The organism is Pseudomonas syringae group sp. 26L6, from assembly GCF_032587815.1.
Classification (GTDB): Bacteria; Pseudomonadota; Gammaproteobacteria; order Pseudomonadales; family Pseudomonadaceae; genus Aquipseudomonas; species Aquipseudomonas amygdali.
This window is the reverse complement of the sequence record NZ_JAWHPJ010000018.1, coordinates 95,364-119,076: the sequence shown is the minus strand read 5'-3', so window position 1 is coordinate 119,076 and position 23,713 is coordinate 95,364. Positions and strand designations below refer to the sequence as shown.

Annotated in this window: 24 protein-coding genes; 15 read left to right on the top strand and 9 right to left on the bottom strand. The window is 59.0% G+C overall.

Going from position 1 to position 23,713, the window contains the following annotated elements:
• Positions 1–70: 70 nt before the first annotated feature.
• Positions 71–415 (top strand): hypothetical protein, encoded by a 345-nt coding sequence (locus tag RYA97_RS08180; RefSeq protein WP_199734978.1) that lies wholly within the window; start codon positions 71–73, stop codon positions 413–415.
• A 182-nt stretch (positions 416–597) separates the two neighbouring features.
• Entirely contained in the window at positions 598–1,623 is a 1,026-nt protein-coding gene (locus RYA97_RS08175; protein WP_004654847.1) for a hydrolase, read from the top strand.
• Positions 1,624–1,639: 16 nt separating this feature from the next.
• Here the strand turns inward: RYA97_RS08175 and RYA97_RS08170 are convergent, their stop codons facing one another.
• The 3 genes from RYA97_RS08170 to RYA97_RS08160 are packed head-to-tail and all read right to left on the bottom strand — an operon-like array spanning position 1,640 to position 3,418.
• Positions 1,640–2,497, bottom strand: a complete 858-nt coding sequence (locus tag RYA97_RS08170) for a sulfurtransferase (protein ID WP_005781206.1) — start codon at positions 2,495–2,497, stop codon at positions 1,640–1,642.
• A gap of 54 nt (positions 2,498–2,551) precedes the next feature.
• Positions 2,552–3,214, bottom strand: coding sequence for a TetR/AcrR family transcriptional regulator (locus RYA97_RS08165; RefSeq protein WP_005781208.1), 663 nt, complete (start codon positions 3,212–3,214; stop codon positions 2,552–2,554).
• 42 nt (positions 3,215–3,256) lie between these two features.
• Positions 3,257–3,418, bottom strand: a complete 162-nt coding sequence (locus RYA97_RS08160) for a hypothetical protein (RefSeq protein ID WP_155276207.1) — start codon at positions 3,416–3,418, stop codon at positions 3,257–3,259.
• A 110-nt stretch (positions 3,419–3,528) separates the two neighbouring features.
• Here RYA97_RS08160 and coaD point away from each other — a divergent pair, with 110 nt between their 5' ends.
• The gene (gene coaD / locus RYA97_RS08155; RefSeq protein ID WP_002555639.1) at positions 3,529–4,008 is read left to right on the top strand and encodes a pantetheine-phosphate adenylyltransferase; all 480 of its coding nucleotides are present in this window, start codon (positions 3,529–3,531) and stop codon (positions 4,006–4,008) included.
• A gap of 98 nt (positions 4,009–4,106) precedes the next feature.
• Entirely contained in the window at positions 4,107–4,358 is a 252-nt protein-coding gene (locus RYA97_RS08150) for a YfhL family 4Fe-4S dicluster ferredoxin (RefSeq protein WP_002555640.1), read from the top strand.
• Positions 4,359–4,366: 8 nt separating this feature from the next.
• Here the strand turns inward: RYA97_RS08150 and RYA97_RS08145 are convergent, their stop codons facing one another.
• The 3 genes from RYA97_RS08145 to RYA97_RS08135 all read right to left on the bottom strand — a co-directional run bounded on the left by RYA97_RS08145 (position 4,367) and on the right by RYA97_RS08135 (position 6,474).
• A complete protein-coding gene (locus RYA97_RS08145) occupies positions 4,367–4,705 on the bottom strand; it encodes a hypothetical protein (RefSeq protein WP_005758164.1) in 339 nt (112 codons plus the stop codon).
• Positions 4,706–4,803: 98 nt separating this feature from the next.
• Positions 4,804–5,616 (bottom strand): bifunctional DNA-formamidopyrimidine glycosylase/DNA-(apurinic or apyrimidinic site) lyase, encoded by an 813-nt coding sequence (mutM, locus tag RYA97_RS08140; RefSeq protein WP_002555642.1) that lies wholly within the window; start codon positions 5,614–5,616, stop codon positions 4,804–4,806.
• Between the two features lie 45 nt (positions 5,617–5,661).
• A complete protein-coding gene (locus tag RYA97_RS08135) occupies positions 5,662–6,474 on the bottom strand; it encodes an HDOD domain-containing protein (RefSeq protein ID WP_183134523.1) in 813 nt (270 codons plus the stop codon).
• A gap of 238 nt (positions 6,475–6,712) precedes the next feature.
• Here RYA97_RS08135 and RYA97_RS08130 point away from each other — a divergent pair, with 238 nt between their 5' ends.
• Both RYA97_RS08130 and RYA97_RS08125 read left to right on the top strand, forming a co-directional pair.
• The gene (locus tag RYA97_RS08130; protein WP_005735018.1) at positions 6,713–7,252 is read left to right on the top strand and encodes a type 1 glutamine amidotransferase domain-containing protein; all 540 of its coding nucleotides are present in this window, start codon (positions 6,713–6,715) and stop codon (positions 7,250–7,252) included.
• An 81-nt stretch (positions 7,253–7,333) separates the two neighbouring features.
• A complete protein-coding gene (locus RYA97_RS08125) occupies positions 7,334–8,530 on the top strand; it encodes a class I SAM-dependent rRNA methyltransferase (protein ID WP_005744093.1) in 1,197 nt (398 codons plus the stop codon).
• 108 nt (positions 8,531–8,638) lie between these two features.
• Here RYA97_RS08125 and RYA97_RS08120 read toward each other — a convergent pair whose 3' ends face one another.
• Complete coding sequence (locus tag RYA97_RS08120) at positions 8,639–9,385, bottom strand: TraX family protein (RefSeq protein WP_117140506.1); 747 nt, start codon at positions 9,383–9,385, stop codon at positions 8,639–8,641.
• A 99-nt stretch (positions 9,386–9,484) separates the two neighbouring features.
• Here RYA97_RS08120 and RYA97_RS08115 point away from each other — a divergent pair, with 99 nt between their 5' ends.
• From RYA97_RS08115 to msrA, 6 genes are all read left to right on the top strand, one after another.
• Complete coding sequence (locus tag RYA97_RS08115) at positions 9,485–10,525, top strand: low specificity L-threonine aldolase (RefSeq protein WP_005744095.1); 1,041 nt, start codon at positions 9,485–9,487, stop codon at positions 10,523–10,525.
• Positions 10,526–10,651: 126 nt separating this feature from the next.
• Complete coding sequence (locus tag RYA97_RS08110) at positions 10,652–12,094, top strand: TldD/PmbA family protein (protein ID WP_057404966.1); 1,443 nt, start codon at positions 10,652–10,654, stop codon at positions 12,092–12,094.
• A complete protein-coding gene (locus RYA97_RS08105) occupies positions 12,094–13,419 on the top strand; it encodes a TldD/PmbA family protein (protein ID WP_005744098.1) in 1,326 nt (441 codons plus the stop codon). Before RYA97_RS08110 ends, RYA97_RS08105 begins: the two co-directional genes overlap by 1 nt.
• A 9-nt stretch (positions 13,420–13,428) precedes the next feature.
• Positions 13,429–14,841, top strand: a complete 1,413-nt coding sequence (mdtD, locus tag RYA97_RS08100) for a multidrug transporter subunit MdtD (protein WP_005744099.1) — start codon at positions 13,429–13,431, stop codon at positions 14,839–14,841.
• Between the two features lie 250 nt (positions 14,842–15,091).
• Positions 15,092–17,785, top strand: coding sequence for a GGDEF and EAL domain-containing protein (locus RYA97_RS08095; RefSeq protein WP_117140505.1), 2,694 nt, complete (start codon positions 15,092–15,094; stop codon positions 17,783–17,785).
• A 147-nt stretch (positions 17,786–17,932) separates the two neighbouring features.
• Positions 17,933–18,580 carry a peptide-methionine (S)-S-oxide reductase MsrA gene (gene msrA / locus RYA97_RS08090; RefSeq protein ID WP_005744100.1) on the top strand — a complete coding sequence of 216 codons (648 nt, stop codon included), beginning with the start codon at positions 17,933–17,935 and terminating at the stop codon, positions 18,578–18,580.
• Between the two features lie 281 nt (positions 18,581–18,861).
• Here the strand turns inward: msrA and RYA97_RS08085 are convergent, their stop codons facing one another.
• Entirely contained in the window at positions 18,862–19,698 is an 837-nt protein-coding gene (locus RYA97_RS08085; protein ID WP_005744101.1) for a 23S rRNA (adenine(2030)-N(6))-methyltransferase RlmJ, read from the bottom strand.
• A gap of 379 nt (positions 19,699–20,077) precedes the next feature.
• On the opposite strand from RYA97_RS08085, the gene RYA97_RS08080 reads away from it, so the two are divergent.
• Together RYA97_RS08080 and RYA97_RS08075 are read left to right on the top strand one after the other, a co-directional pair.
• Positions 20,078–20,308: a DUF6124 family protein gene (locus RYA97_RS08080; protein WP_004654874.1), complete on the top strand. Its 231-nt coding sequence runs from the start codon at positions 20,078–20,080 to the stop codon at positions 20,306–20,308.
• Between the two features lie 123 nt (positions 20,309–20,431).
• Complete coding sequence (locus RYA97_RS08075) at positions 20,432–20,698, top strand: hypothetical protein (protein ID WP_039847315.1); 267 nt, start codon at positions 20,432–20,434, stop codon at positions 20,696–20,698.
• 280 nt (positions 20,699–20,978) lie between these two features.
• Here the strand turns inward: RYA97_RS08075 and gbcB are convergent, their stop codons facing one another.
• Positions 20,979–22,079: a glycine-betaine demethylase subunit GbcB gene (gene gbcB, locus RYA97_RS08070; protein ID WP_004654878.1), complete on the bottom strand. Its 1,101-nt coding sequence runs from the start codon at positions 22,077–22,079 to the stop codon at positions 20,979–20,981.
• A gap of 309 nt (positions 22,080–22,388) precedes the next feature.
• On the opposite strand from gbcB, the gene gbcA reads away from it, so the two are divergent.
• Positions 22,389–23,687 (top strand): glycine-betaine demethylase subunit GbcA, encoded by a 1,299-nt coding sequence (gbcA, locus tag RYA97_RS08065; RefSeq protein ID WP_002555658.1) that lies wholly within the window; start codon positions 22,389–22,391, stop codon positions 23,685–23,687.
• The last annotated feature ends 26 nt before the right edge of the window (positions 23,688–23,713 follow it).

Below are 23,713 nucleotides of genomic sequence, written 5' to 3'. Positions count from 1 at the left end.
TCACGAACCAATGCTCCGCGTTTGGCATGCGCTCTGAACGTTCCGCGTCCTGTTGACGACGCATAGCGTCATGAAAGGCATTCCCACCCTGGAGCAACTACAACTATCGTGCGACGCTCCGCGTCGCATGCAGTTCTGGACGCTCCGCGTCCTCTTGACGACGCAGAGCGTCGTGAAAGGCATTCCCACCCTGGAGCAACTACAACTATCGTGCGACGCTCCGCGTCGCATGCAGTTCTGGACGCTCCGCGTCCTCTTGACGACGCAGAGCGTCGTGAAAGGCATTCCCACGCTGGAGCAACTACAACTATCGTGCGACGCTCCGCGTCGCATGCAGTTCTGGACGCTCCGCGTCCTCTTGACGACGCAGAGCGTCGTGAAAGGCATTCCCACGCTGGAGCGTGCGGAACGATAACCTCGACTATCGTGCGACGCTCGGCGTCGGCATGTCGTTCTGGACGCTGTGCGTACTCTTTTGCGATGCAGAGCGTCACGAAACGCATTTCTATACCAACGACACCGTCAAGCCACTTACATCCCGGTCCACTTAATGGCAACGTACAGCTTCAGCCCCTGAACTGATCGTTGAGCAAGCACGTGTCCACACGCCCTACCTTTCTGTCCCATGCCAATCCATTCGTCCCGGCCGTCGGCATGGGCAATCCGCATTTGCAGACGCTTTGGGGGCCGCTGCTGCGCAAGCCGACGCTGCTGGCGCGCACTCGCGAGCGGTTGTGGTTGAAGGATGGGGATTTTCTGGACATGGACTGGCATGGCCCGGATGAGCCCGATAAGCCCTTGGTGCTGGTATTGCACGGCCTGACCGGGTCGTCCAATTCGCCGTATGTAGCCGGTCTGCAAAAGGCCATGGCGGCGCAGGGCTGGCCCAGTGTGGCGCTGAACTGGCGCGGGTGCTCGGGAGAGCCGAACCTGCTGTCACGCAGTTATCACTCGGGAGCCAGCGAGGACCTGGCCGAAGTGATCGCTCATTTGCGTTCGCTGCGACCACTGGCTCCGATTTATGCGGCGGGGTATTCGCTGGGCGGCAATGTGTTGCTCAAGTACTTGGGTGAATCCGGCGCTAGCAGTGATCTTCGAGGAGCGGTGGCGGTGTCAGTGCCGTTTCGGCTGGACGAATGCGCCAACCGCATCGGCCAAGGATTCTCCAGGGTTTATCAACGGCACTTCATGCGCGAAATGCTGGCGTATATCCGTGACAAGCAGCATCGCTTCCAGCATGAAGGCATCAGCGAGGGGCTGGCCGAACTCGCCGCGCTGGGCTCACTGGAGAACATGCGAACGTTCTGGGACTTCGATGGACGGGTGACTGCACCGCTGCATGGTTTTTCCGACGCCACGGATTACTACCGCAGGGCATCCAGCCGCTACTATCTGGGTCAGATTCAGACGCCGACGCTGATCATTCAGTCCAGCGACGACCCGTTCGTGTTCCCTCACAGCCTCCCCGAACCGAGCGAGCTGTCGTCCTGCACCGAGTTCGAGCTACACGCCAAAGGCGGGCATGTCGGTTTCGTCGACGGCTCGCTGCGCAATCCGGGCTATTACCTTGAACGCCGCATCCCGTTATGGCTAAGCGCTGCACATCAGCGCGAAAACGCCTGATCAGGCTGACGACGCATCAACCGGCGCCCGTGGCGATTTCATGCTCGGGATCGTTGATCCACTCGCTCCACGAGCCCGCATAAAGCGTTGCCAACGGGTGTCCGGCCAGGCACAGCGCGAACAGGTTATGGCAGGCCGTGACGCCTGATCCGCAGTAGGACACCAGACTTTCCGGCGGACGACCCTGCAATTTTTCGGCAAAACGCTGCCTGAGCTGCTCAGGTGGCAAAAAGCGTCCATCCGGCCCGAGATTATCGGTACAGGCCGCACACTGAGCACCTGGAATATGCCCGGCGACAGGGTCCAAAGGCTCTACGTCACCTCGGAAGCGCGCTTCGGCGCGGGCGTCGATCAAGGTCATTTCCGGGCGACCGAGACGGCCATGCAAGCGACTGCCGCTGAGCACTATCGACATGTCCGGCTCACCGCTGAAACTGCCTGGCTCACGATTCGGAGCGTCAAGGCTCAACGGCAACCCGGCAGCGTGCCAGGCTTTCAGCCCTCCATCGAGCAGGTAGACGCCTTCGCGCTTACCCATCCAGGCCAGCAACCACCAGGCCCGCGCGGCATACATTCCCGGCCCATCGTCATACAGCACAACATCGCTATCGGCGTTGATGCCCCAAGCCTGAAAGCATTGCAGCAAAGCGGCGGGATCGGGCAGTGGATGACGTCCGGTCTTGCCTTTGATAGCAGGCCCGCTGAGGTCGCGCTTCAAATCGGCAAAGGACGCGCCCTCGATACGCCCTTGGGCGTAACTGCGCTGACCGTAATCGGAATCTTCAAGCGCATAACGGCAATCGAGAATCACCAGACCTGGGGTTTTCTGTCGTGCAGCCAGTTGCTCGGGGCTGATCAGTTGCGCAATGGACATGACACACTCCTGTGGCAGAGAACCGACAAGCAGGCCGCTCATCGGCTCTGAAATTCACATCAGAACCTCAGGCAACGTCGAGTGAAACGTTTCGCATAGCGCGTCGAACGCTTCGCGAGCCTGAGGCGCGACAAACACAGATTCGAGCATAAGTACCTGATAGACGCCACGTCGAATCGCTGATTCGTTCAACTCTGTAGCGTTTTCCCGGTTGGTGCACAGAAAACGCACCCACGACGTCAGAACGATCCAGGTGTTGAGACTGGTCCACTCGATCTGCGATTCATCCATTTTCAGGATGCCAGCCTTGATAAAACCCCGATAGATGGTCATCGCCTGCATCAGGCAACGATATGAAAAGCGCCGATAACGCCTCGCCAGCTCTGCATCCGACGTCAGTAGATGCTCAAGGTCGCGATGCAGAAAACGGTAGCGCCACATGGCGTCCATTATCGCCAGAAAATAATCGCGCTTGTCTTCGATGGTCGGCGGGCGGTCGGCAGGCAGGGTCAGAAAACTGCCCACCAGCATTTCATACTCGGTGAACAGCTCGGCGATGATCACCTGCTTGTTGGCGAAGTGGTAATAGAGATTGCCGGGCGAGATTTCCATGTGCGCAGCAATATGATTGGTGGTCACGCTTCGTTCGCCCTGCTGATTGAACAGCTCCAGACTGGTTTGCACGATACGTTCACGGGTTTTGGTACGGGTTGCCATGCGGACAAGGCCACTCTAATCGCTAATCAGATGATGGCAATCTTAACGCAGGCAGATGCCGCAATGGTGGCAGAATCGAAGCAGCACCAGTGACGAGTCGACGCAGGCAAGCTGAACATAAGGCGTCTTGGCCAATTGCTGCGCGTCGAGCATCATCCGCACCACAGTAAATAGCCCCAAAATCGGGGGTTTGGGCTGAAACATGGCCGATAATCGGCGCAATACGACGCTTGGCGCTTATTACGCAGCTTGGCCCATCGGGAAGGCTGCGATACCATCCGAGTCCCACAACGGACTCCGACCAGGACGACGCGATGAACCGAGTGTTGTACCCAGGCACCTTCGACCCGATTACCAAGGGCCATGGAGATTTGGTCGAGCGCGCCTCGCGCCTGTTCGACCACGTGGTCATTGCGGTTGCCGCCAGCCCGAAGAAAAACCCGCTGTTTCCTCTGGAACAACGCGTCGAACTGGCCCGCGAAGTCACCAAACACCTGCCCAACGTGGAAGTCGTCGGCTTCTCGACGCTGCTCGCGCATTTTGCCAAGGAACAGAATGCCAACGTCTTTCTGCGCGGCCTTCGCGCGGTATCGGACTTCGAGTACGAGTTTCAGCTGGCCAACATGAACCGTCAGTTGGCACCGGACGTCGAAAGCCTGTTCCTCACGCCCTCAGAGCGCTACTCATTCATTTCCTCGACGTTGGTGCGTGAAATCGCGGCGTTGGGCGGTGATATCACCAAATTCGTTCATCCTGCCGTCGCTCAGGCGCTGACCGAACGCTTCAAGCGCTAGACGCACTGCATGTGAAGGTGCATCCCGAAGCCTAATGCGGCACAATTCGCCGCATTGGTTTTAATGTGCCCCGGCGTCGGCTGCGGCAGGAGCAATTCATGTCCCTTATCATCACTGACGATTGCATCAACTGCGACGTCTGCGAACCCGAGTGCCCAAACGAGGCGATTTCACAAGGCGAGGAGATCTACGTGATCAACCCGAACCTGTGCACCGAATGTGTGGGTCACTACGACGAGCCTCAATGCCAGCAGGTTTGCCCGGTCGACTGCATCCCCCTGGATGAAAATCACGTCGAGAGCAAAGAGCAGCTGATGGACAAGTACCGGATCATCACCAGCAAGGTCTGATACAGCCTTTACTGCTGCTTGCCGTACCCGTCACCGGTGCAACCCAGGCAACGCACAAAGGCTGCCTTGCCCGGATCGACCACCAGCGCCTTGCCCGTTGCGCCGAGGTTGCCGCCTGCCGCTGCAAAAGGCGCAGCAATCACGAACAGCCCTGTACCGATGACCGTGGCTGCTATCAACAGCGGTCGGGCAATCAGCAGATCGCCGATCATCGCGAACGCTGGCGGGTTTTGAATGGTGTAGACCGGATCGCCGCTGCCGGTGGAGACATCGGCGGCAATCGCAGGCAGCGCCTGCAGGCCGATAAGCAGCGCCAGCGTGGCAGCAAGAATACGAAACGGTCTCATGGCTTGGTCCTTCAGGCGTAGCAAATAATTAAGGTGCCATCACTATAAACAGGGGTGCAGCTTAAGCAAGTGGCCTGACGCTCTGCGCCTCTCGTATTTCAGCGCTGGCATTTTGGACAGTAAACACTGGCGCGCTGCCCCAGCTTGATTTCACGCAGCGTTGTACCGCAGACCTTGCATGGCTGGCCGCCACGCCCGTAGACAAACAATTCCTGCTGGAAATACCCCGGCTTGCCGTCGCCGCCGATGAAGTCACGCAGGGTGGTACCGCCGCGCTCTATAGCGTAGGTCAGAATGCGCTTGATCTCGATGGCAAGCTTGAGATAACGAGCCCGTGAGACGCCTCCGGCTTCGCGTCGCGGGTCGATGCCCGCTGCGAACAGTGCTTCGGTCGCGTAAATATTGCCCACCCCGACCACCACGGCGTTATCCATGACAAACGGTTTGACCGCAATCGACTTGCCGCGCGAGCGCTCGTAAAGGCGCTCACCGTCGAACAGATCAGTCAGCGGCTCCGGCCCCAGACGAATCAACAACTCGTGGTTATGCGGATCAAGGCTCCAGAGCATCGCCCCGAATCGACGCGGGTCGGTGTAGCGCAAGGCCAGCCCGGACTCCAGTTCGATATCGACATGCTCGTGCTTGAGCGCCGGAAGCCCGGCCTCGACGAGGCGCAGATTGCCCGACATGCCCAAGTGGCTGATCAGCGTGCCCACTTCGGCCTGAATCAGCAGGTACTTGGCGCGCCGGTCAACCTGCACAATGCGCTGTCCGGAAAGGCGGATGTCCAAATCTTCGGGAATGGGCCAGCGCAAACGGCTGTCGCGCACGATAACGCGGCTGACACGCTGACCTTCAAGATGGGGTGCAATGCCGCGACGGGTGGTTTCTACTTCGGGTAATTCAGGCATGTATCACTCGGTTTTACAGGAAGGGCAAGCCAGCAGCGCACAGGCTCAGCGCGCGCCCAGCTCGCGGATGCTTTCCCTCAGGTATTCAAAGTCATATTCGGACAAGCCCACGTAATCCAGCACCAGCGCACCAATGCATTCCCATTCGTGATCTTCGCCCTGATTGCCCAGCACCTGGTAGGACTGGCAGATGTGCTCGGCCATTTTCAGGGGGGCCAAGAGGTTCTTGAGCGGGGCATTGCGACTGGTATCGTCCTGAAAAATCGCCAATGCGTTGTGATGATTGGCGATCGCGTCAGTCACGTGCGCAGGCAAGCGCCATGACTTGGCCGTGTAATAGCCGACCACCGAGTGGTTGGTGTGGAACGCGGCGTTTTCAGTATCGACAACGCGACAATCAGGCCCTGCGTTGGCGTAGGCTTCTTCAAGGACCGGCATGTAATTCGGGAAGCGCTTGAGCATCAACGGAATACCGCAGTCATGGAACAGGCCCAATGCGTAGGATTCATCCACAGTCTGCGAGCCGATGCGCTTGGACAGCGTCAGACTGGTCATTGCGACATCCTGCGCGGTGTCCCAGAAGCGATTAAGCGCGACGATGGTCTCATCGGTCATCTCGCCCCTGATCGACTGTGCGTTGATCAGATTGATCACGGTACGACTGCCCAGCAGATTCACGGCCTTGTCAATCGAGGCAATCTTGTTGGACAGGCCGTAGTGCGCAGAGTTGACGATCTTCAGCAGCGCCCCGGACAAACCCGGATCTTGCGCAATCAGCCGCGCAATTACCCCAAGGTCCGGATCGGGCATGTATTGCTCCATCTGCAGATCCACCATGATCTGCGGCTGCGGGGGCACACTGATACCCTGCAACGCTTGCTGGATCTGTTCTGGGCTTAGCTCTTCGGACATAGGAATTTACTCACCGTAATGACTGGATTCTGACCCCTTGCGGGGAAACGGTCCATCACCCAAGACGAAGATATTCTCGGAACTTTGCCAAATGCCAGGCTTCGGACCTTGTGTTGACGGCGTATATGGCGGCCTCAAAACGACCGCCAGACGCCACCCTGAAAGCCCGACACTGGAGGATCCCATGTCTAAAGCACTGACTGGCAAACGCATCGCAATTCTTGTAACCGACGGTTTCGAACAGGTCGAACTGACCGGCCCGAAAGAAGCGCTGGAGCAAGCAGGTGCCACCGTGGAAATCCTGTCCACCGAAGAGGGCCAGGTCAAAGGCTGGAATCACGACAAACCTGCCGATGATTTCAAGATCGACCGCACGTTCAAGGCGGCCAACGCCAGCGACTACCATGGCGTGGTTCTGCCGGGCGGCGTACAGAACTCCGACACCATTCGCATAGACACGGACGCACAGAAGCTCGTCAAGGACATAGAGGGCTCCGGCAAACCAGTGGCGGTTATCTGTCACGGCGGCTGGCTGTTGATATCGGCAGGCCTGGTGAAGGGTAAAACCCTGACCAGCTTCAAGACGCTGAAGGATGACCTGGTCAACGCCGGGGCTAAATGGGTTGATCAGGAAGTTGTCACCGACGGCACGCTGATCAGCAGCCGCCAGCCTGATGACATCCCGGCCTTCAACAGCAAGTTGATTGAAGCGCTGTCGGCTTGATCGGTTGCGATTATTGTAGTCATCCCGGCGCACTACCGGGATGACGCGCTATAATCCCGCTCTTTTTTCAGGAGCGACGTCATGTCCCTGCCTAGCTTGCGCCTCAAAGCCAACGCCGACCGCCGCCTGCGCGCCGGTCACTTGTGGGTCTACAGCAACGAAATCGACGTAGCCGCCACCCCGCTGCATGGTTTTGCAGCCGGTGATCAGGCCATCCTCGAAGCTGCTGGCGGCAAGCCGCTGGGCATCGTCGCCATGAGCCCCAACAACCTGATCTGCGCACGTTTGCTGTCGCGCGACATCAAGCTGCCGCTCGATAAGTCTTTGCTGGTCCATCGCCTGAACGTGGCGCTGTCGCTGCGCGAGCGTCTGTTCGACAAGCCTTTCTACCGCCTGGTCTACGGCGATTCAGACCTGATGCCGGGTCTGGTGGTGGATCGGTTCGGTGACATTCTGGTTGTCCAGCTGGCCTCGGCCACCATGGAAAACCACAAGGAAGACATCATTGCCGCGCTGGTTCAGGTCATCAAGCCAAGCGGCATCCTGTTCAAGAACGACTCAGCCGCTCGCGATGCGGAAGGTCTGAATCGTTATGTCGAAACCGTGTTCGGCCTGGTTCCCGAATGGGTTGCGCTGGAAGAAAACGGCGTGAAATTCGAAGCACCGGTGATGGCCGGGCAGAAGACCGGCTGGTTCTACGACCACCGTATGAACCGCGCGCGCATTGCCCCCTACGTCAAAGGCAAGCGTGTACTGGACCTGTACAGCTACATTGGTGGCTGGGGAATTCAGGCAGCGGCTTTTGGTGCCAGCGACGTGACCTGCGTCGACGCATCGTCCTTCGCCCTTGATGGCGTTGAGCGTAACGCAGCCCTGAATGGCTTCGCAGAAAAAATGACCTGCATCGAAGGCGATGTTTTCGAAGCGCTGAAAGAGCTGAAAGCCGGTGAAGAGCGTTTCGATGTGATCGTTGCCGATCCACCTGCGTTCATCAAACGCAAGAAAGACATGAAAAACGGCGAAGGCGCTTACCGCCGCCTGAACGAGCAAGCTATGCGCCTGCTCAGCAAGGACGGCATTCTGGTCAGCGCTTCCTGCTCCATGCACCTGCCGGAAGACGACCTGCAAAACATCCTCCTGACCAGCGCCCGCCATCTGGACCGCAACATCCAGCTACTGGAACGCGGCGGCCAGGGCCCGGATCACCCGGTACACCCGGCAATTGCCGAGACGCGCTACATCAAGAGCATCACTTGCCGGTTGCTGCCTAACAGCTGATGCTTCCAGCGTCGGAATGCAGTTCACGACGCTCTGCCTTGCAAGAGGACGCAGAGCGTCCGGAACGGCATGCGACGCGGAGCGTCGCACGATAGTTGAGGTTATCGTTCAGCCACGCTCCAACACCGTCCGCAAACCCAGCAATACCAGAAAGTGCAGCGGGTAGATCGCATAGGCCCAGCGCCGCATCGGGATCACTGCGAACTTCGGTTTGGTGCGCAGTAGCGCTATGCCCAGCGTAGGTGCCACCAGGCAGGCGGCTATCGAGCCAATGGAAATCGGATCGCCCCAGCTCGCGCCGGCAATCATCTGCGGCCAGGCATTGGCTGCGAGGCAGAAAACTGCCGGAAACACCGAATACCAAAGGCGCTTTTGCAGCACCAACAGAAAAACCAGCGGCAGCAACACGCCGGCAAAACCAAACATCAATTGTTGCTGAAAAACCGCCCCTAGCAGCAGGGCAACGATGGCCATGATCCGCGTCGTCACGTTGCGGTGCTGCCAGCCTTGAGCAATCAGCAGCCCCAGCAACAGGGTCGGCATCACGTTCAGCACGGTCACGTCCGCCATGAACAGCCGATACGGGATTTCTGATAGCGCTGCGAATGCCAGCAGCCACCCCAGATAGCGCCATTGCACCCTCGGGGCCAGAATGGCTGCGCTGCGCCGGGAAAGGTTTACGGCAATTGCCAGACAGAACCAGGGAAAGGCGAAACGCCCCGGCACGTAAAGAAAATCAACTGACCAGCCCACATAGCGAAGATGATCGAGCACCATGCTCAGCATCGCCAGCCACTTGAGCAGGTCCAGCGCCTTGTTGCGTCCGGGCAGAAAAGGCGGGTTGGACAGATCCATATCGCTCCTGAATGGGGAATTGCGTCATGCAGTCAACACATGACCGAACCTTATATTGTCGCTACAGTGCGCACCATAATCGCCCATAAGGAATCGGCCATGACAGACCAAAGCCAACAGTTCGCCAGCGACAACTATTCCGGTATCTGCCCTGAAGCCTGGGCAGCCATGGAGCAGGCGAACAAGGGGCATCAACGTGCCTATGGTGACGATCAATGGACTGCACGCGCGTCAGATGATTTCCGCCGTCTGTTCGAAACCGACTGCGAAGTGTTTTTTGCCTTCAACGGCACAGCGGCCAACTCGCTGGCGCTGTCATCGCTGTGCCAGAGTTACCACAGTGTCATCTGTTCGGAAACGGCTCACGTTGAAACCGATGAATGCGGCGCGCCGGAGTTTTTCTCCAACGGCTCCAAACTGCTGACAGCACGCAGCGCAGGCGGCAAGCTGACTCCGGAGTCGATTCGCGAAGTGGCGCTCAAGCGTCAGGATATTCACTACCCCAAACCGCGCGTCGTGACACTGACCCAAGCCACCGAGGTAGGCGGCGTTTATCAGCCCGAAGAACTCAAGGCAATCAGTGCGACCTGCAAGGAGCTGGGCCTGCATCTGCACATGGACGGTGCCCGCTTCTCCAATGCCTGCGCCTTTCTGGAGGCCTCACCGGCAGAACTGACCTGGAAATCCGGCGTCGATGTGCTGTGCTTCGGCGGTACCAAAAACGGCATGGCGGTGGGTGAAGCCATCCTGTTTTTCAACCATGACCTGGCTGAAGACTTCGATTACCGCTGCAAACAGGCCGGGCAACTGGCGTCGAAAATGCGCTTTCTGTCTGCGCCGTGGGTCGGGCTGCTGGAAAACGACGCTTGGCTCAAACATGCCCGCCACGCCAACCATTGCGCACAACTGCTGGCCGAACTGGTCAAGGATATTCCCGGCGTGGAGCTGATGTTTCCGGTACAGGCCAATGGTGTGTTCCTGCAATTGTCGCAACCGGCCATTGCAGCATTGACCGCCAAGGGCTGGCGTTTCTATACCTTCATCGGCAACGGCGGCGCACGCTTCATGTGTTCGTGGGACACCGAAGAAGAGCGCGTGCGTGAACTGGCCGCCGATATCAAGCTGGTGATGCAGGGCTGAAGCGTCTGGCTCAAAGCTTGCAGGTGCAGCCTGGCAATCGTGGGGGGGTAATCTCCCCCTTAACGGCAATCGGCTCAAAAGGCCGCCCGGACTTCACTGACCACCCTCAAGAAGGAGCTTGTCTGCATGTTCGATTTCTCCGCCCGGCTCAAGCAGCATTTCGCTGCTCTGCAGAGTGAAGCGCAATTTTTTTCCGTACGTTACGTGCACCGCACCGGCCAACGCCTGTGCGTGCGCAAGAATGTGGCCGAGCCGCCGTCGCTGAGCAGCGACGAGGGCGCAATGCTGACCGTGCGCCTGAACGGTGTTGAAGCCTACGCCGCCACCAACGACATTTCCCTTCGGGGTTTGCAAGCTGCCTTGCAGCAGGCCGAAGCGCTGGCACGTCGCCTGGCACCGCATGCGTTGCTGAACCTGAGCGATCAAGCTGTCTCGACTGCCAAGGCTGACTATCTGTCGCCGCACATGGATCAAGCATTCCCGCCACTGAGCGACTGCATCGGCCTGCTGATGGCCGAGTCCAGCGCCGTCCCGAAAGACGAACGGCTGGTCAACTGGCAGGCCGTACTGAGGCTGGAAACGGTTGAGCAGATTTACCTGAACACCGCGGGCGCAGAGCTTCGTCAGGCGCAACGCTTCGTTTTTCCGGGCCTGAGCGTCACCGCCTACGACGGTCGCGACAGCCAGACGCGTAACCTGGGCGGCGACAACTTCGGCCAACAGGGCGGTCTTGAAGTGCTGAGCAGTTGCGGTCTGATCGGCTCTGCGACCAACGTCGCCGATGAGGCCTTGCAGCTTATCCTCGCCCCCAACACACCGTCAGGCCCACGCGACCTGCTGCTGATGCCGGATCAGATGGTGCTGCAGATTCACGAGTCCATCGGCCATCCGCTGGAACTGGACCGGATTCTCGGCGACGAGCGTAATTACGCAGGTACCAGCTTCGTCAAGACGACCGATTTCGGCACCCTGCAATACGGCTCCAGCCTGCTGAACGTGACGTTCGACCCGGACATTCCTGAGCAACTGGCCAGCTACGCGCACGACGACGACGGCACGGCCGCCAGCAAACAGTTCCTGATTCGTGACGGCCTGTTGCAACGCCCGCTCGGCGGCGCACTGTCGCAATACCGCAGCGGCCTGGACGGGGTTGCCAACAGCCGCGCCTGCGGCTGGAACCGTGCGCCCATCGATCGCATGGCCAACCTGAACATCGAACCGGGCGACCAGTCACTGGACGGCCTGATCGGTAACATCGAGCACGGCATCCTGATGTCGAGCAATCGCTCCTGGTCCATCGACGATGCGCGCAACAAGTTCCAGTTCGGCTGCGAATGGGGCCAATTAATTGAAAACGGTGAACTCAAGGGCGTGGTGAAGAACCCCAACTATCGGGCGATTTCTGCTCAGTTCTGGAAAAACCTCAGCGCAGTCGGTGACGCCAGTACCTTCAAAGTGCTGGGCACGCCCAACTGCGGCAAGGGCGAACCCAATCAGGTGATCCGTGTAGGCCATGCCTCTCCGGCGTGTGTGTTTGCCAATGTCGATGTGTTTGGAGGGGATGCCTGATGTCGCACCAACAGCAATTCGAGGCGCTGGTCGCCGTGCTCAAGGCTGCCATCAGCCCGACGGAACACTTCACCCTGGCCTACGACGCCGAAGCGTCCGACTTCATTCGTTTCAACCACGGCCAGGTTCGGCAGGCCGGGAGCGTGCAGCAGGTCATTGCGACCTTCAAACTGATCGACGACGGGCGTCATGCCAACCTGGAAGTGACCTTGTCCGGGGATCAGGAGACCGATACTCGGCGCCTTTCCAATGCCTTGCAGCAATTGCGCGAAACCCTGCCTTCGCTGGCGAAAGACCCGTATCTGTTGCCTAACACGCAGGCTTGGCAAAGCAGCAATGTGCAGGACTTACCGCTGCCGGACAGCGCGCAGGTCGTCGAGCAGATCAGCCAACTGTCAGGCGACCTCGATCTGGTGGGTTTTTACGCGGCTGGCCCGCTGTACCGGGGTTTCGCCAGTTCGTGGGGAGCGCTGGGCTGGCATCAGGCCAACAGCTTCAATTTCGACTGGAGCCTGTTTCATGAAAACGGCCAGGCGGTGAAAGCCAATTACGCAGGTCACGACTGGAACAACGAAGCGTTCGTGCAACGCTTTCAGCAGGCCCGTGAGCAGCTCGAATTTCTCGGCCGCCCACTGCACACCCTCAAGCCCGGTCAATACCGCGCCTATCTGGCTCCAGCGGCACTGGACGAAGTCATTGGCATGCTCAGCTGGGGCGGCTTTTCCGCGCAAGCGGTGGCCAGCAAGCGCAGCCCGTTGCAAAGGCTGTATGACGGCGAGACTCATTTCAGCCCGCTGATCAACTTCGACGAGCAAGTCAGTGGCTCGCTCTCGCCAGCCTTCTCACGCGAAGGCTACCCGCGCAAGGACCTGAAGCTGATCGTCAACGGGCAGGCCCGCGAGCGACTGGTGGACTCGAGCAGCGCCGCTGAGTACGACCTGCCTGCCAACGGCGCGGATTATGGCGAAGGTCCAAGCGCGTTGAGCATTGCCGGCGGCTCGCTGGAGCTGGACCAGATCCTTGAAAAGCTCGGCACAGGCCTTTACATCAGCAACCTGTGGTACCTGAACTTTTCGGATCGCGCTGCCGCACGTCTGACCGGGATGACACGTTTCGCAACATTCTGGGTCGAAGACGGCAAGATCGTTGCACCGGTCAGCACCATGCGTTTCGATGACAGCGCCTACAGCCTGTTGGGTAGCGCACTGGAGGACCTGACTCGCGAGCGGGAACTGATTCTTCAATCGAGTACCTACACTCAGCGCCAGACGGGGTCGATTCAACTGCCCGGCGCTCTGATAAGCCGACTCACCCTAACCTTGTAGCAGGAGCTTATGTCGAACTCAGCAGCGCCAATCATGGATGAAAAGACCCTGCGCTGGATGCCCTGGGTCATCGCCATTGCGTTCTTCATGCAAAGCCTGGACGGCACGATCCTCAACACCGCCCTGCCGTCCATGGCCAGCTCGCTGGCGCAAGACCCCCTGCGCATGCAGTCGGTGGTTATCGCCTACATGCTGACCATAGCACTGCTGATCCCGGCCTCGGGCTGGATTGCCGATCGTTTCGGGATCAAGCGCATCTTCTTCAGCGCCATTTTGCTGTTCAGCTTCGGCTCGTTGCTGTGCGCGCTTTCCTGGTCGCTCAATGTGCTGGTGGCGGCGCGGGTGATTCAGGGGCTGGGTGGCGCGCTGATGCTGCCCATCGGACGCCTGATCGTCTTACGTGCGTATCCGCGGTCGGAGCTGGTACGAATCATGGGCTTTATCACCGTGCCCGGTCTTTTGGGACCGTTGCTAGGGCCGACGCTTGGCGGCTGGATGGTCGAGTACCTGAGCTGGCACTGGATTTTCCTGCTCAATATTCCAGTCGGGATTATCGGCTGCTATGCCGTCAAACACTTCATCCCCGACCTTCCCGGAGGCGGTCGAACGCGTTTTGACGGCATCGGGTTTATCCTGTTTGGCGCGGCAATGGTGCTGATCACCATTGCCCTCGAGGGGCTGGGCGAGCTGAACCTGCCACATATGCGCGTGGTGCTTCTGCTGTTTGCCGGGATGGGCTGCCTGGCGGCCTACTGGCTGCGCGCCGGGCACATCGAATCGCCGTTGTTCGCCCCTTCGCTGTTTCGCACCCGAACGTTTGCGGTCGGTATTCTGGGCAATCTGTTCGCCCGTCTGGGCAGCGGAGCCTTGCCGTTCCTGATCCCGTTGCTGCTGCAAGTGGCACTGGGGTATTCGCCTTCCGAGGCGGGCATGAGCATGTTACCGCTGGCAGCTGCAGGAATGTTCGCCAAGACGGTAGCGCGCTGGCTGATCGAGCATATGGGCTATCGCCTCATTCTGACCGGTAACACATTGCTGCTGGGCATCCTGCTGGCAAGCCTGGCACTGGTCGATGTGCAGACGCCTTACTGGGTTTTGCTGGTGCATCTGGGCCTGCTCGGTGCAGTCAACTCCTTGCAGTTCACCGCGATGAATACCGTCACCCTGATCGATCTGGACGATGCCAGCGCTGCAAGCGGCAACAGCCTGCTCTCGGTGGTGGCACAACTTTCGCTGAGCCTTGGGGTTGCAAGCGCTGCGGCCTTGTTGGGCGGTTTCAGCGAAGAAGTGGCCAGCGGCGAGCTGAGCAGCGTGCTGGAGGCTTTCCAGCTGACGTTCCTGAGCGTCGGAGTTCTGGCCATGTTTGCCGCCGGGATTTTCCTGCAATTACCAGCGAAGGAGGCCAGGGTAGCGACGACTTGATTGACAACCCTTCCGGACAGGAGCAAACCTGTATGGCGAAATCCCCTTTAAAACAGGGACTTTGCCCGAAAAACGAGCAGTTTCAAGTATCCGACCAGATACATTGAAGAACCTGGGCAATCGGCCGACACTTTTATAGCACTAAGCCACTGTGGTCTCTTGTAAGCACGAGCCGCATCATGCAACCTTGCCATACGCGAAAGTGGGGTTTACGCCCGTCGCGACTAGTATTCCGGAAGCGAGTTTGTTCATGAAAAGCCAAACCGATGCTGCCGGTAGATCCGCAGCCGAGGTAGTGACGCAATTGCCAGTGCCATCGCGCCTGGGCATGCTGCGTTTCGAGCGGCTGAATGAAGCCAATTGGGCGCTATTGTTTCTCGATCCGAATTGCGAAAAGCAGTTCGGCCTGCCCGCCGTCGACCTTTGCGCCTTGATTGGATCCCCTTATGCCAGCCTCATGGAGCCGCAAGCACGCTATCAACTGCATGACGACATCCAGCAGCAACTGGCTTCTTCTCCGAATTACCTGATTCGCTACACCCTTCACAGCCCCAAGGGCGCGCTTGGCTTGCTGGAAATCGGCGAAGCCTACAAGCAGCACAATCGTCATCTGCTGCGTGGTTATTTTCTGATCGTCGATGGCCTTGTCACAGAAAGCGAGACCGCCACTGACTCCGATCTCGAAACCCGTAACCTGCGCCTGCAGATTGCCCTTGAACTCAACCAGCGCGCCCAGCGTGACCAGTTTGCCCATCTGGAACGCGTGCGTGCCCAGCAGGACCTGATCCTGCGCCTGACCCGGCATCGTTACACCACAGCCAATACCCTGCTGGAAGCGGCAAAGCTGATCACCAAGAGTGCCTGCGACATTTATGACGTCGATCATGTCAGTATCTGGAACCTCACCGACAAGCGTCTGGAACCGATCACCGACTATCGTCGGGAAAGCGGCGACTATCAGTCGCGTACGCCGATTGATATCAGCGCCTACCCCACCTATCTGCAAGCGCTCAATACCAGCAGGGCGATTGACGCCAGCAATATCCAGACCGACCCGCGCACCCGCGAAATGGCCGAAAGCCTGAACCCTGGAGAAGACAAGGCGGTCCTCGATGCGAGTATTCGTATCGATGGCCAGGTCATTGGCGTGCTCTGCCTGGAACAGTCCGGCTCGACACGCGAGTGGCAGTCCGACGAAATCGCCTTCGCCGGGGAGCTGGCCGACCAGTTCGCTCAGGTCATCAACAACCATAACCGTCGAGCCGCGACCAATGCGCTGCACCTGTTCCAGCGTGCGGTCGAACAGAGCGCCAACGCCTTTCTGCTGGTCAACTGCAACGGCGTGGTCGAATACGTCAATCCAAGCTTCACGGCGATCACGCAGTACAGTTCCGATGAAGTCTCCGGACACAAGCTCTCGGAACTGCCTGCGCTGGAAAACCTCAACCAGTTGCTGCTGGAAGCCAACTCCAGCCTGACCAACAGCAACAGCTGGCAGGGCGAGTTCAAAAGTCGACGCAAGAACCTCGAACCCTACTGGGGCCAGCTGTCGATTTCCAAGGTGTATGGCGACAATCGTGAGCTGACGCACTATATCGGCATCTACGAAGACATCACCCAGAGCAAGCTGGCTCAGCAGCGCATCGAGCGCCTGGCCTACACTGACAACCTCACCAATCTGGGCAACCGTCCGGCCTTTATCCGCAATCTGGACGAACGCTTTGCCCGCGACACCGATACGCCGATGAGCCTGTTGCTGGTCGACATCGATAACTTCAAGCGCATCAACGACAGCCTCGGCCACCAGACCGGTGACAAACTGTTGATCAGCCTGGCGCGGCGCCTGCGCAACACCTTGAGCCCGTCCGACGTATTGGCGCGCTTTGCCAGTAACGAATTTGCCGTACTGATCGACAACACCGATCAGGAAGCCGGACAGGCCACCGCCACACAAGTGCTGGCCACGCTGGACAAGCCGATGTTCGTCGACAATCAGCTGATCAGCGTCACCGGCTCGGTGGGTCTTGCCTGCGCGCCGCTGCACGGTCGTGACCCGCAGACCCTGATGAAAAACGCAGGTCTGGCCCTGCACAAGGCCAAAGCCAACGGCAAACATCAGGTTCAGGTGTTTACCGAAGCATTGAATGCCGAGGCCAGTTACAAGCTGTTCGTGGAAAACAACCTGCGCCGCGCCCTGACCCAGAACGAGCTTGAGGTGTTCTATCAGCCCAAGCTGTGCCTGCTGACCGGTCGTCTGCTGGGCATGGAAGCGCTACTGCGCTGGAATCATCCTGAAAAAGGCATGATCCGCCCCGATCAGTTCATCAGCGTGGCGGAAGAAACCGGCCTGATCATCCCCATCGGCAAGTGGGTCGCTCGCCAGTCCTGCCGCATGAGCAAGGACCTCACCGCCGCTGGTTTCGGTAATTTGCAGGTAGCGATCAACGTGTCACCCAAGCAGTTTTCCGACCCCGAGCTGGTGTCATCGATTGCCGCTATCCTCAGAGAAGAAGAGCTGGATCCTTCGCTGCTGGAACTGGAACTGACCGAAGGCCTGCTGCTGGAAGCCACCGAAGACACGCGCCAGCAGCTGGACTCGCTGAAGAAGCTTGGCCTGTCGTTGGCCATGGATGACTTCGGCACCGGTTACTCGTCATTCAGCTACCTGAAGAAATTCCCTATTGATGTGATCAAGATCGATCGCAGCTTCATCCGCGATATTCCGGATGATGAAGACGACATGGAAATCACCTCTGCGGTCATCGCGATGGCCCACAACCTCAAGCTCAAAGTGGTCGCCGAAGGCATTGAAACCGCTGCACAGTTGACGTTCCTGCGCCGTCATCGTTGCGATGTGGGCCAGGGCTATTTGTTCGACAAGCCTATCCCCGGCGAAGAGCTGATCGAGAAACTGAAGCGCTACCCGCGTCGTCCGTCCGCCTGACAACCTTCCCTGCACCCTGCTCTCTCGGGCACACTGTCAGGCTGTTATTACACGGCAGCACTTGTTTGTGCGTGTAACGGGACCTATGTAACTCTGCTCATCTGTCCTGGCCCCTGCTGCCTGTCTCTAAACGAGAGGATATGGTTCATGACTCTGCGCTCGGAAATTCTAGTGAACAAAAACGTACTGCCCACCGCCGAACAAGCACTGCCGGGTCGTGAAACGCCTATGGCGCTTCCGGAAACTCATTTCGTCAACGGCAACCCGCTGCTGGGACCGTTTTCGAGCAATGTGGAATTCGCCATCTTCGGCCTGGGTTGCTTCTGGGGCGCAGAACGCCGCCTGTGGCAACAGGAAGGTGTGGTGAGCACCGTCGTGGGGTATGCGGGCGGATTTACCCCGAACCCGACTTACGAAGAAGTCTGCTCCGGTCTGACTGGCCACACTGAAGTGGTGCTGGTTGTCTACGAGCCCGAGAAAATCAGCTACAAGTCGTTGCTCAAGGTGTTCTGGGAAGCGCACAACCCGACCCAGGGTATGCGTCAGGGTAACGACATCGGTACTCAGTACCGCTCGGTGATCTACTGCACCACTCCCGAACAGCTCGACGCCGCCAAGGCCAGCGCTGCAGAATTCCAGGCGGAACTGAGCAAGGCCGGGCTAGGCGCAATTACCACTGAAATCGAAGAAGCCCCGACGGTCTACTTTGCCGAGGCCTACCACCAGCAATATCTGGCCAAGAACCCACAGGGCTACTGCGGGCTGGGCGGCACGGGTGTGTGCATGCCGGCTTGAGACACGCCCCTGCCGGGGCGTCAGGAACCGGGCTTCTGCCCGGAGGGCGTAGGAGCGGACTTGTCCGCGATGGGCTGCGAAGCGGCCCCAAAACCGGCCAACTCGGCTGTATCTGATGCACCGAGGCAAGCGGTTTTGCTGCCGGTTCCCGGCAGATCGCGAACCAGCGAAGCGTTGCACGGTACGCACCTATATGCCCTACACAGCCTTCTGGGCTTGCCAGGATCTGTGTACAACGCTGAGTGCTCCGCATGGGCACGCAGTGATGGATGCAGGCAAGCCTACTCCGCAATCAACCAGTCCATCTTCCAGCCGCCCTGGGTCTGGCCCAGTTTCTGGGCGAGGTACGGCATCAGCTCACGCAGCTCTTCTTCCAGGCCCCACGGCGGGTTGGCGATGGCCAAGCCTGAACCGTTGAGGCTGGCCGGGGTGTCCAGCGGGTGGACGAACAGCTCGACGCGCAGCAATTTGGGTGCGCCAGTCTCGGCCAGGTCCTGATAAAAACGCCGCAGCAGGCGCGGGTCCTTGATCGGGTACCAGATCGCCGCCACCGTCTGACGCATGCGCCCGATGGTTTCCTTGAGCGCTACAGCGCAACGTTTCATTTCATCGAGCTGCTCAAACGGCGGGTCGATGAGCATCACGGCACGCTTTTCAGCCACCGGCAGCAAGGCGCGTGGCACATGCCAGCCTTCCCCCAGATGCACTGCCACGCGGCGATCGCCCTTCATGTTTTCCTTGAGCAGACGCCCATCTTCGGGGTGCTTCTCGTTGAGCAGCACACGCTCGCGCTCGCGAGTCAGGCGGCGGGCCAGCTCCGGCGAGCCGGGGTAGTAGCGCAGCTCGCCGTCGGGGTTCATGTCGTGCAGCACTTGCAAGTAATCGGAGGCCAGCGCGGGCAAATCCGGTGCATCCCAAAGACGGCCGATGCCTTCCAGCCATTCTCCGGTGCGGGTGGCCTGATCGCCCTTGAGGTCGTATAACCCCAACCCCGCGTGGGTGTCGAGATAGGCGAACGGCTGCTCCTTGCGCGCCATGAGGGCGATCAAGCGAGTCAGAGTCAAGTGTTTGAACACGTCGGCGTGGTTGCCGGCATGGTAGGCGTGACGGTAATTCATGGCAGCTCCTGGCAAGCTGCGCAGTTTAGCAAACCTGAGCAATGAACAAGAATTTGTAACGAATTTGCGGGACTCGTCTCTTTCGTTTGAAGGAAATTTCCGAGAAACTCCCGCCCCCTTGTGCCTGCCGATTTCGATCACTACTCTGCGCCCGTCGCTGCATATTCAGCGATGAGGATTAGTAGCCCTCGTTAATCCAGGCGCATTGCGCCACCTTGTGCAGGTGCCCTTTCACGGCCTGCATTTTTTATGGTGGTCGTGCGTGGGGCATCTTCGGATGCACCGGGGTTCCTGGACCGGGCTACTACCTGCGCATGATCACCACCCTCGCTTAGTAGCCGACGGTGATGGTCTTCTAAAACTCCAGGAGATACATCACATGCTAAAAATCGTCCCCGACCCACCCCTCTTCAACGCCCGCCCCAAAGTCAGCCATGAAGATGCGCTGATGTATGCCAGCGACCTGCTGCGCTGTGCTGCAACCAGCGCTTACGAATTCAGCGACAGCATGACCGGCGCGCAAAGAGACATGACGCTCACGATCATGCACTTGGTGGAAATGGCAAAGGTCATGGTCGACAACACAATAGAAAACCTGCAAATCGAATAAGCGCGACCTGAACTGAAAACGACGTACCTGTAGTCAATCCTGCCATGCGCGACGCACAGGACTTGCCCTTGGCAGTCTGCCCTACCAGAATCGGAAAAAAGCCCGATCAAAGGAACAGAAGCCATGATGCACGCAGATTTGATTGACCAGGAAGACCTGCTCGGCCAACTCAGAGCCCTGGGCTTCGAAGCACCCGGCGGCGCAACCGCTGAACAAGCCTGCGCGCAAGCCGTTTGCGGCCTGAACGCCGAACGCGCTACAGCCCTGCGACGTCTGGTAGAGCAACTCCTGACCGGCAGTGCCACCCTCCTCCCCGCCGTCCGCCAGGCCATCGACCAGCAACTGCTGCCAGCGCTGGCGGCTTATAAGCAGAGTCACAGTGGAAGGTAACCGATAGATACCCGAAAGAATGCCCATCGTACCCACGCTGGAGCGTGCGGAAGGATGACACCAACTATCGTGCGACGCTCCGCGTCGCATGCCGTTCTGGACGCTCCGCGTCCGGTCTTGAACCTGCGGTGCGGCATAGATTTGTGACGCAGAGCGTCACCCACGGCATTCCCACGCTGGAGCGTGAGGAACGATAGTCGTCAGAGAGATCACTATCGTGCCCATGCTCCGCGTGGGTATGCCGTTCCGGACGCTCCGCGTCACACAGTTTCAGGCGTGCTCAATACTCAATCCGCACATCCCCCTTCGGTACGCTGCAGCAGGACAGAATGTAGCCCTCTGCAACATCCTCGTCGGTGATGCCGCCGTTGTGCTCCATTTCCACTTCGCCGCTCAGCTTCATAACCTTGCAGGTGCCGCAAATGCCCATACCACAGGCTTTGGGGATCATCAGGCCGAGTTTGGCGGCAGCGGCGTGAACAGTTTCGCCCGGGGCCACGCGAATGCTCTTGCCGGTGTCGGTGAATTCCACCTGATGCAGGTCGGCGGCGTCGACATCCGGCGTGTCGGCTGCGATTTCGGCCTGCTCGACTGCATCGGCCCGCGCTTCAGGCGGTGTCGCGCCGAACGACTCCTCATGGTATTGCGCCATGTTGAAGCCGTTTTCCAGTAGAAGACGCTTGACCGCCGCCATGTACGGCGTCGGCCCGCAGCAGAACACCTCGCGGTCCATGAAGTCCGGGGCCATCAGTTCAAGCATTTTCTGGTTCAGGTAGCCGCGATAACCGGCCCACGGCTCACCCAGCCCATGCTTTTCGCAGACAAGATGCAGGCTGAAGTTATCGATCCGCGAGGCCATGTGTTCCAGCTCGCGGTGATAGATGATGTCCTTGGGCGAGCGGGCGCTGTGCACAAACACCATGTCGACATTGGCGTTGGTGTCATAGAACCAACGCGCCATGGACATCACCGGCGTGATGCCGACGCCACCGCTAAGGTAGAGAATCTTCGGGTTGGGGAAATCGATGGCATTGAACAGCCCGACCGGCCCGTGCACGGCCAATTCCTGACCCTCACTGAGTGTGTCGTGCAGGTAGTTGGAGACCTTGCCGCCCGGTACGCGTTTGACGGTGATCGAAAAGCTGTAGGGCACCGACGGTGAGCTGGAGATGGTGTAAGAGCGCATGATCGGCAGACCATCGATCTCCAGCTCCAGGGTCACGAACTGGCCCGGCTTGAAGAAGAACATGATCGGCTGGTCGGCCATGAAGCAGAAAGTGCGCACATCCCAGGTTTCCTGGATGACTTTGACGACACGTACCAGGTGGCGACCGTTGGCCCATGTCTGGGTCGTGACCGGGCTCAGGAAACTTTGCGACATACTCGATCTCCACGGCCGACTGTCGGCCTCTCATGCTGCGGATTCTGCGTAACGCGCGAGGCGGCCATTTACCTATCAACGACATTCACGTACTTACCGCGACCAGCCCCGTGCAACAAGGCCTGTCGCGTCGGGAACGGATGCGGCCATGTCGCCCATGGATAAGGTTCGCTGCGCGCCCGGCTCCACACTCGCCACCAAGGGTCATAAGCATGGTCGACTGATCTATCGTCATGCGTGAAACGCGATCACACCCGTATCAGCCACATTCGCAGGCCGCCCATGCCGCGGTCATGAGGGATTTAATCGATGGACGTCACCGCAACCTTGAGCCTGGGCGATCCGCTGGAACCTGCACGCAAGGCCACTGCCGAGATGCTGCAGAATCGCGAGCGCACCTACTCGCTGCCGCAGCCTTTTTACAGTGATGACCGACTGTTTGAAATCGACATGCAGGAAATCTTTCACAAGGAGTGGCTGATTGCCGGGATGACGTGCGAGATCCCGACCAAGGGCAATTACCTGACGCTGCAGATCGGCAAGAACCCGATCCTGGTGGTGCGCGGCCCGGACGGTGCAGTCAACGCGTTCCACAACGTATGCCGCCATCGCGGCTCGCGCCTGTGCACCGCAGAGAAAGGCAAGGTCGCCAAACTGGTTTGCCACTACCACCAGTGGACCTACGAGCTGGATGGCCGCCTGCTGTATGCGGGCACTGAAATGGGCGACGACTTCGACATGAAGCAGTTCGGCCTCAAGCCGGTGCACGTCAAGACCGCAGGCGGTTACATTTTCATCAGCCTGGCGGAGAACCCGCCTGCCATCGACGAGTTTCTGTCGACGCTGCGGCACTACATGGAACCCTATGATATGGAGAACACCAAGGTGGCGGTGCAAACCACCTTGATGGAAAAGGCCAACTGGAAGCTTGTACTGGAGAACAACCGCGAGTGCTACCACTGCGGTGGCTCGCACCCTGAGCTGCTCAAAACCCTGCTGGAATGGGACGATGTCACAGACCCGCGTGCCGATCAGGCCTTCAAGGATCACGTGGCCGCATCTGCTGCTGCGTGGGACGCCGAGAAAATCCCGTACGCCCACGCCAGTTTCGGCCTGCGTAACCGTATCGTGCGCATGCCGCTGCTCAAAGGCACGGTGTCGATGACCCTGGACGGCAAGGTCGGCTGCAAAAAACTGATGGGCCGCATCCAGAACCCGGACCTGGGCTCGATGCGTATTCTGCACTTGCCGCACTCCTGGAACCACTGCATGGGCGATCACATCATCGTGTTCACGGTGTGGCCGATCAGTGCGCAGGAAACCATGGTTACGACCAAATGGATTGTCCACAAGGATGCAGTCGAGGGTGTGGACTACGACGTGGAACGCATGCGCCAGGTCTGGGATGCCACCAATGATCAGGACCGCCGTCTTGCCGAAGAAAACCAGCGTGGCATTAACTCTACCGCCTATCAACCCGGGCCTTATTCGAAAACCTATGAGTTCGGCGTGGTCAACTTCGTCGACTGGTACAGCTCGCGCATGCTGGAAAACCTCGGGGCAGAGCCTGCACCCTATCTGAAGGGCGTGGCGGTGAATCACGAGTAGAGGGCACACCTGCCCTTGGCAATACT

What these genes read in the sequence shown, in the direction of transcription:
- coaD (WP_002555639.1), top strand. Translation starts at nt 3,529, where the DNA reads ATGAACCGAGTGTTGTACCCAGGCACCTTCGACCCGATTACCAAGGGC.
- RYA97_RS08105 (WP_005744098.1), top strand. Translation starts at nt 12,094, where the DNA reads ATGTCGCACCAACAGCAATTCGAGGCGCTGGTCGCCGTGCTCAAGGCT.
- RYA97_RS08125 (WP_005744093.1), top strand. Translation starts at nt 7,334, where the DNA reads ATGTCCCTGCCTAGCTTGCGCCTCAAAGCCAACGCCGACCGCCGCCTG.
- RYA97_RS08180 (WP_199734978.1), top strand. Translation starts at nt 71, where the DNA reads ATGAAAGGCATTCCCACCCTGGAGCAACTACAACTATCGTGCGACGCT.
- RYA97_RS08085 (WP_005744101.1), bottom strand. Translation starts at nt 19,698, where the DNA reads ATGAATTACCGTCACGCCTACCATGCCGGCAACCACGCCGACGTGTTC.
- gbcB (WP_004654878.1), bottom strand. Translation starts at nt 22,079, where the DNA reads ATGTCGCAAAGTTTCCTGAGCCCGGTCACGACCCAGACATGGGCCAAC.
- gbcA (WP_002555658.1), top strand. Translation starts at nt 22,389, where the DNA reads ATGGACGTCACCGCAACCTTGAGCCTGGGCGATCCGCTGGAACCTGCA.
- mdtD (WP_005744099.1), top strand. Translation starts at nt 13,429, where the DNA reads ATGTCGAACTCAGCAGCGCCAATCATGGATGAAAAGACCCTGCGCTGG.
- RYA97_RS08075 (WP_039847315.1), top strand. Translation starts at nt 20,432, where the DNA reads ATGATGCACGCAGATTTGATTGACCAGGAAGACCTGCTCGGCCAACTC.
- mutM (WP_002555642.1), bottom strand. Translation starts at nt 5,616, where the DNA reads ATGCCTGAATTACCCGAAGTAGAAACCACCCGTCGCGGCATTGCACCC.
- msrA (WP_005744100.1), top strand. Translation starts at nt 17,933, where the DNA reads ATGACTCTGCGCTCGGAAATTCTAGTGAACAAAAACGTACTGCCCACC.
- RYA97_RS08120 (WP_117140506.1), bottom strand. Translation starts at nt 9,385, where the DNA reads ATGGATCTGTCCAACCCGCCTTTTCTGCCCGGACGCAACAAGGCGCTG.
- RYA97_RS08165 (WP_005781208.1), bottom strand. Translation starts at nt 3,214, where the DNA reads ATGGCAACCCGTACCAAAACCCGTGAACGTATCGTGCAAACCAGTCTG.
- RYA97_RS08095 (WP_117140505.1), top strand. Translation starts at nt 15,092, where the DNA reads ATGAAAAGCCAAACCGATGCTGCCGGTAGATCCGCAGCCGAGGTAGTG.
- RYA97_RS08150 (WP_002555640.1), top strand. Translation starts at nt 4,107, where the DNA reads ATGTCCCTTATCATCACTGACGATTGCATCAACTGCGACGTCTGCGAA.
- RYA97_RS08145 (WP_005758164.1), bottom strand. Translation starts at nt 4,705, where the DNA reads ATGAGACCGTTTCGTATTCTTGCTGCCACGCTGGCGCTGCTTATCGGC.
- RYA97_RS08160 (WP_155276207.1), bottom strand. Translation starts at nt 3,418, where the DNA reads ATGTTTCAGCCCAAACCCCCGATTTTGGGGCTATTTACTGTGGTGCGG.
- RYA97_RS08170 (WP_005781206.1), bottom strand. Translation starts at nt 2,497, where the DNA reads ATGTCCATTGCGCAACTGATCAGCCCCGAGCAACTGGCTGCACGACAG.
- RYA97_RS08080 (WP_004654874.1), top strand. Translation starts at nt 20,078, where the DNA reads ATGCTAAAAATCGTCCCCGACCCACCCCTCTTCAACGCCCGCCCCAAA.
- RYA97_RS08115 (WP_005744095.1), top strand. Translation starts at nt 9,485, where the DNA reads ATGACAGACCAAAGCCAACAGTTCGCCAGCGACAACTATTCCGGTATC.
- RYA97_RS08130 (WP_005735018.1), top strand. Translation starts at nt 6,713, where the DNA reads ATGTCTAAAGCACTGACTGGCAAACGCATCGCAATTCTTGTAACCGAC.
- RYA97_RS08110 (WP_057404966.1), top strand. Translation starts at nt 10,652, where the DNA reads ATGTTCGATTTCTCCGCCCGGCTCAAGCAGCATTTCGCTGCTCTGCAG.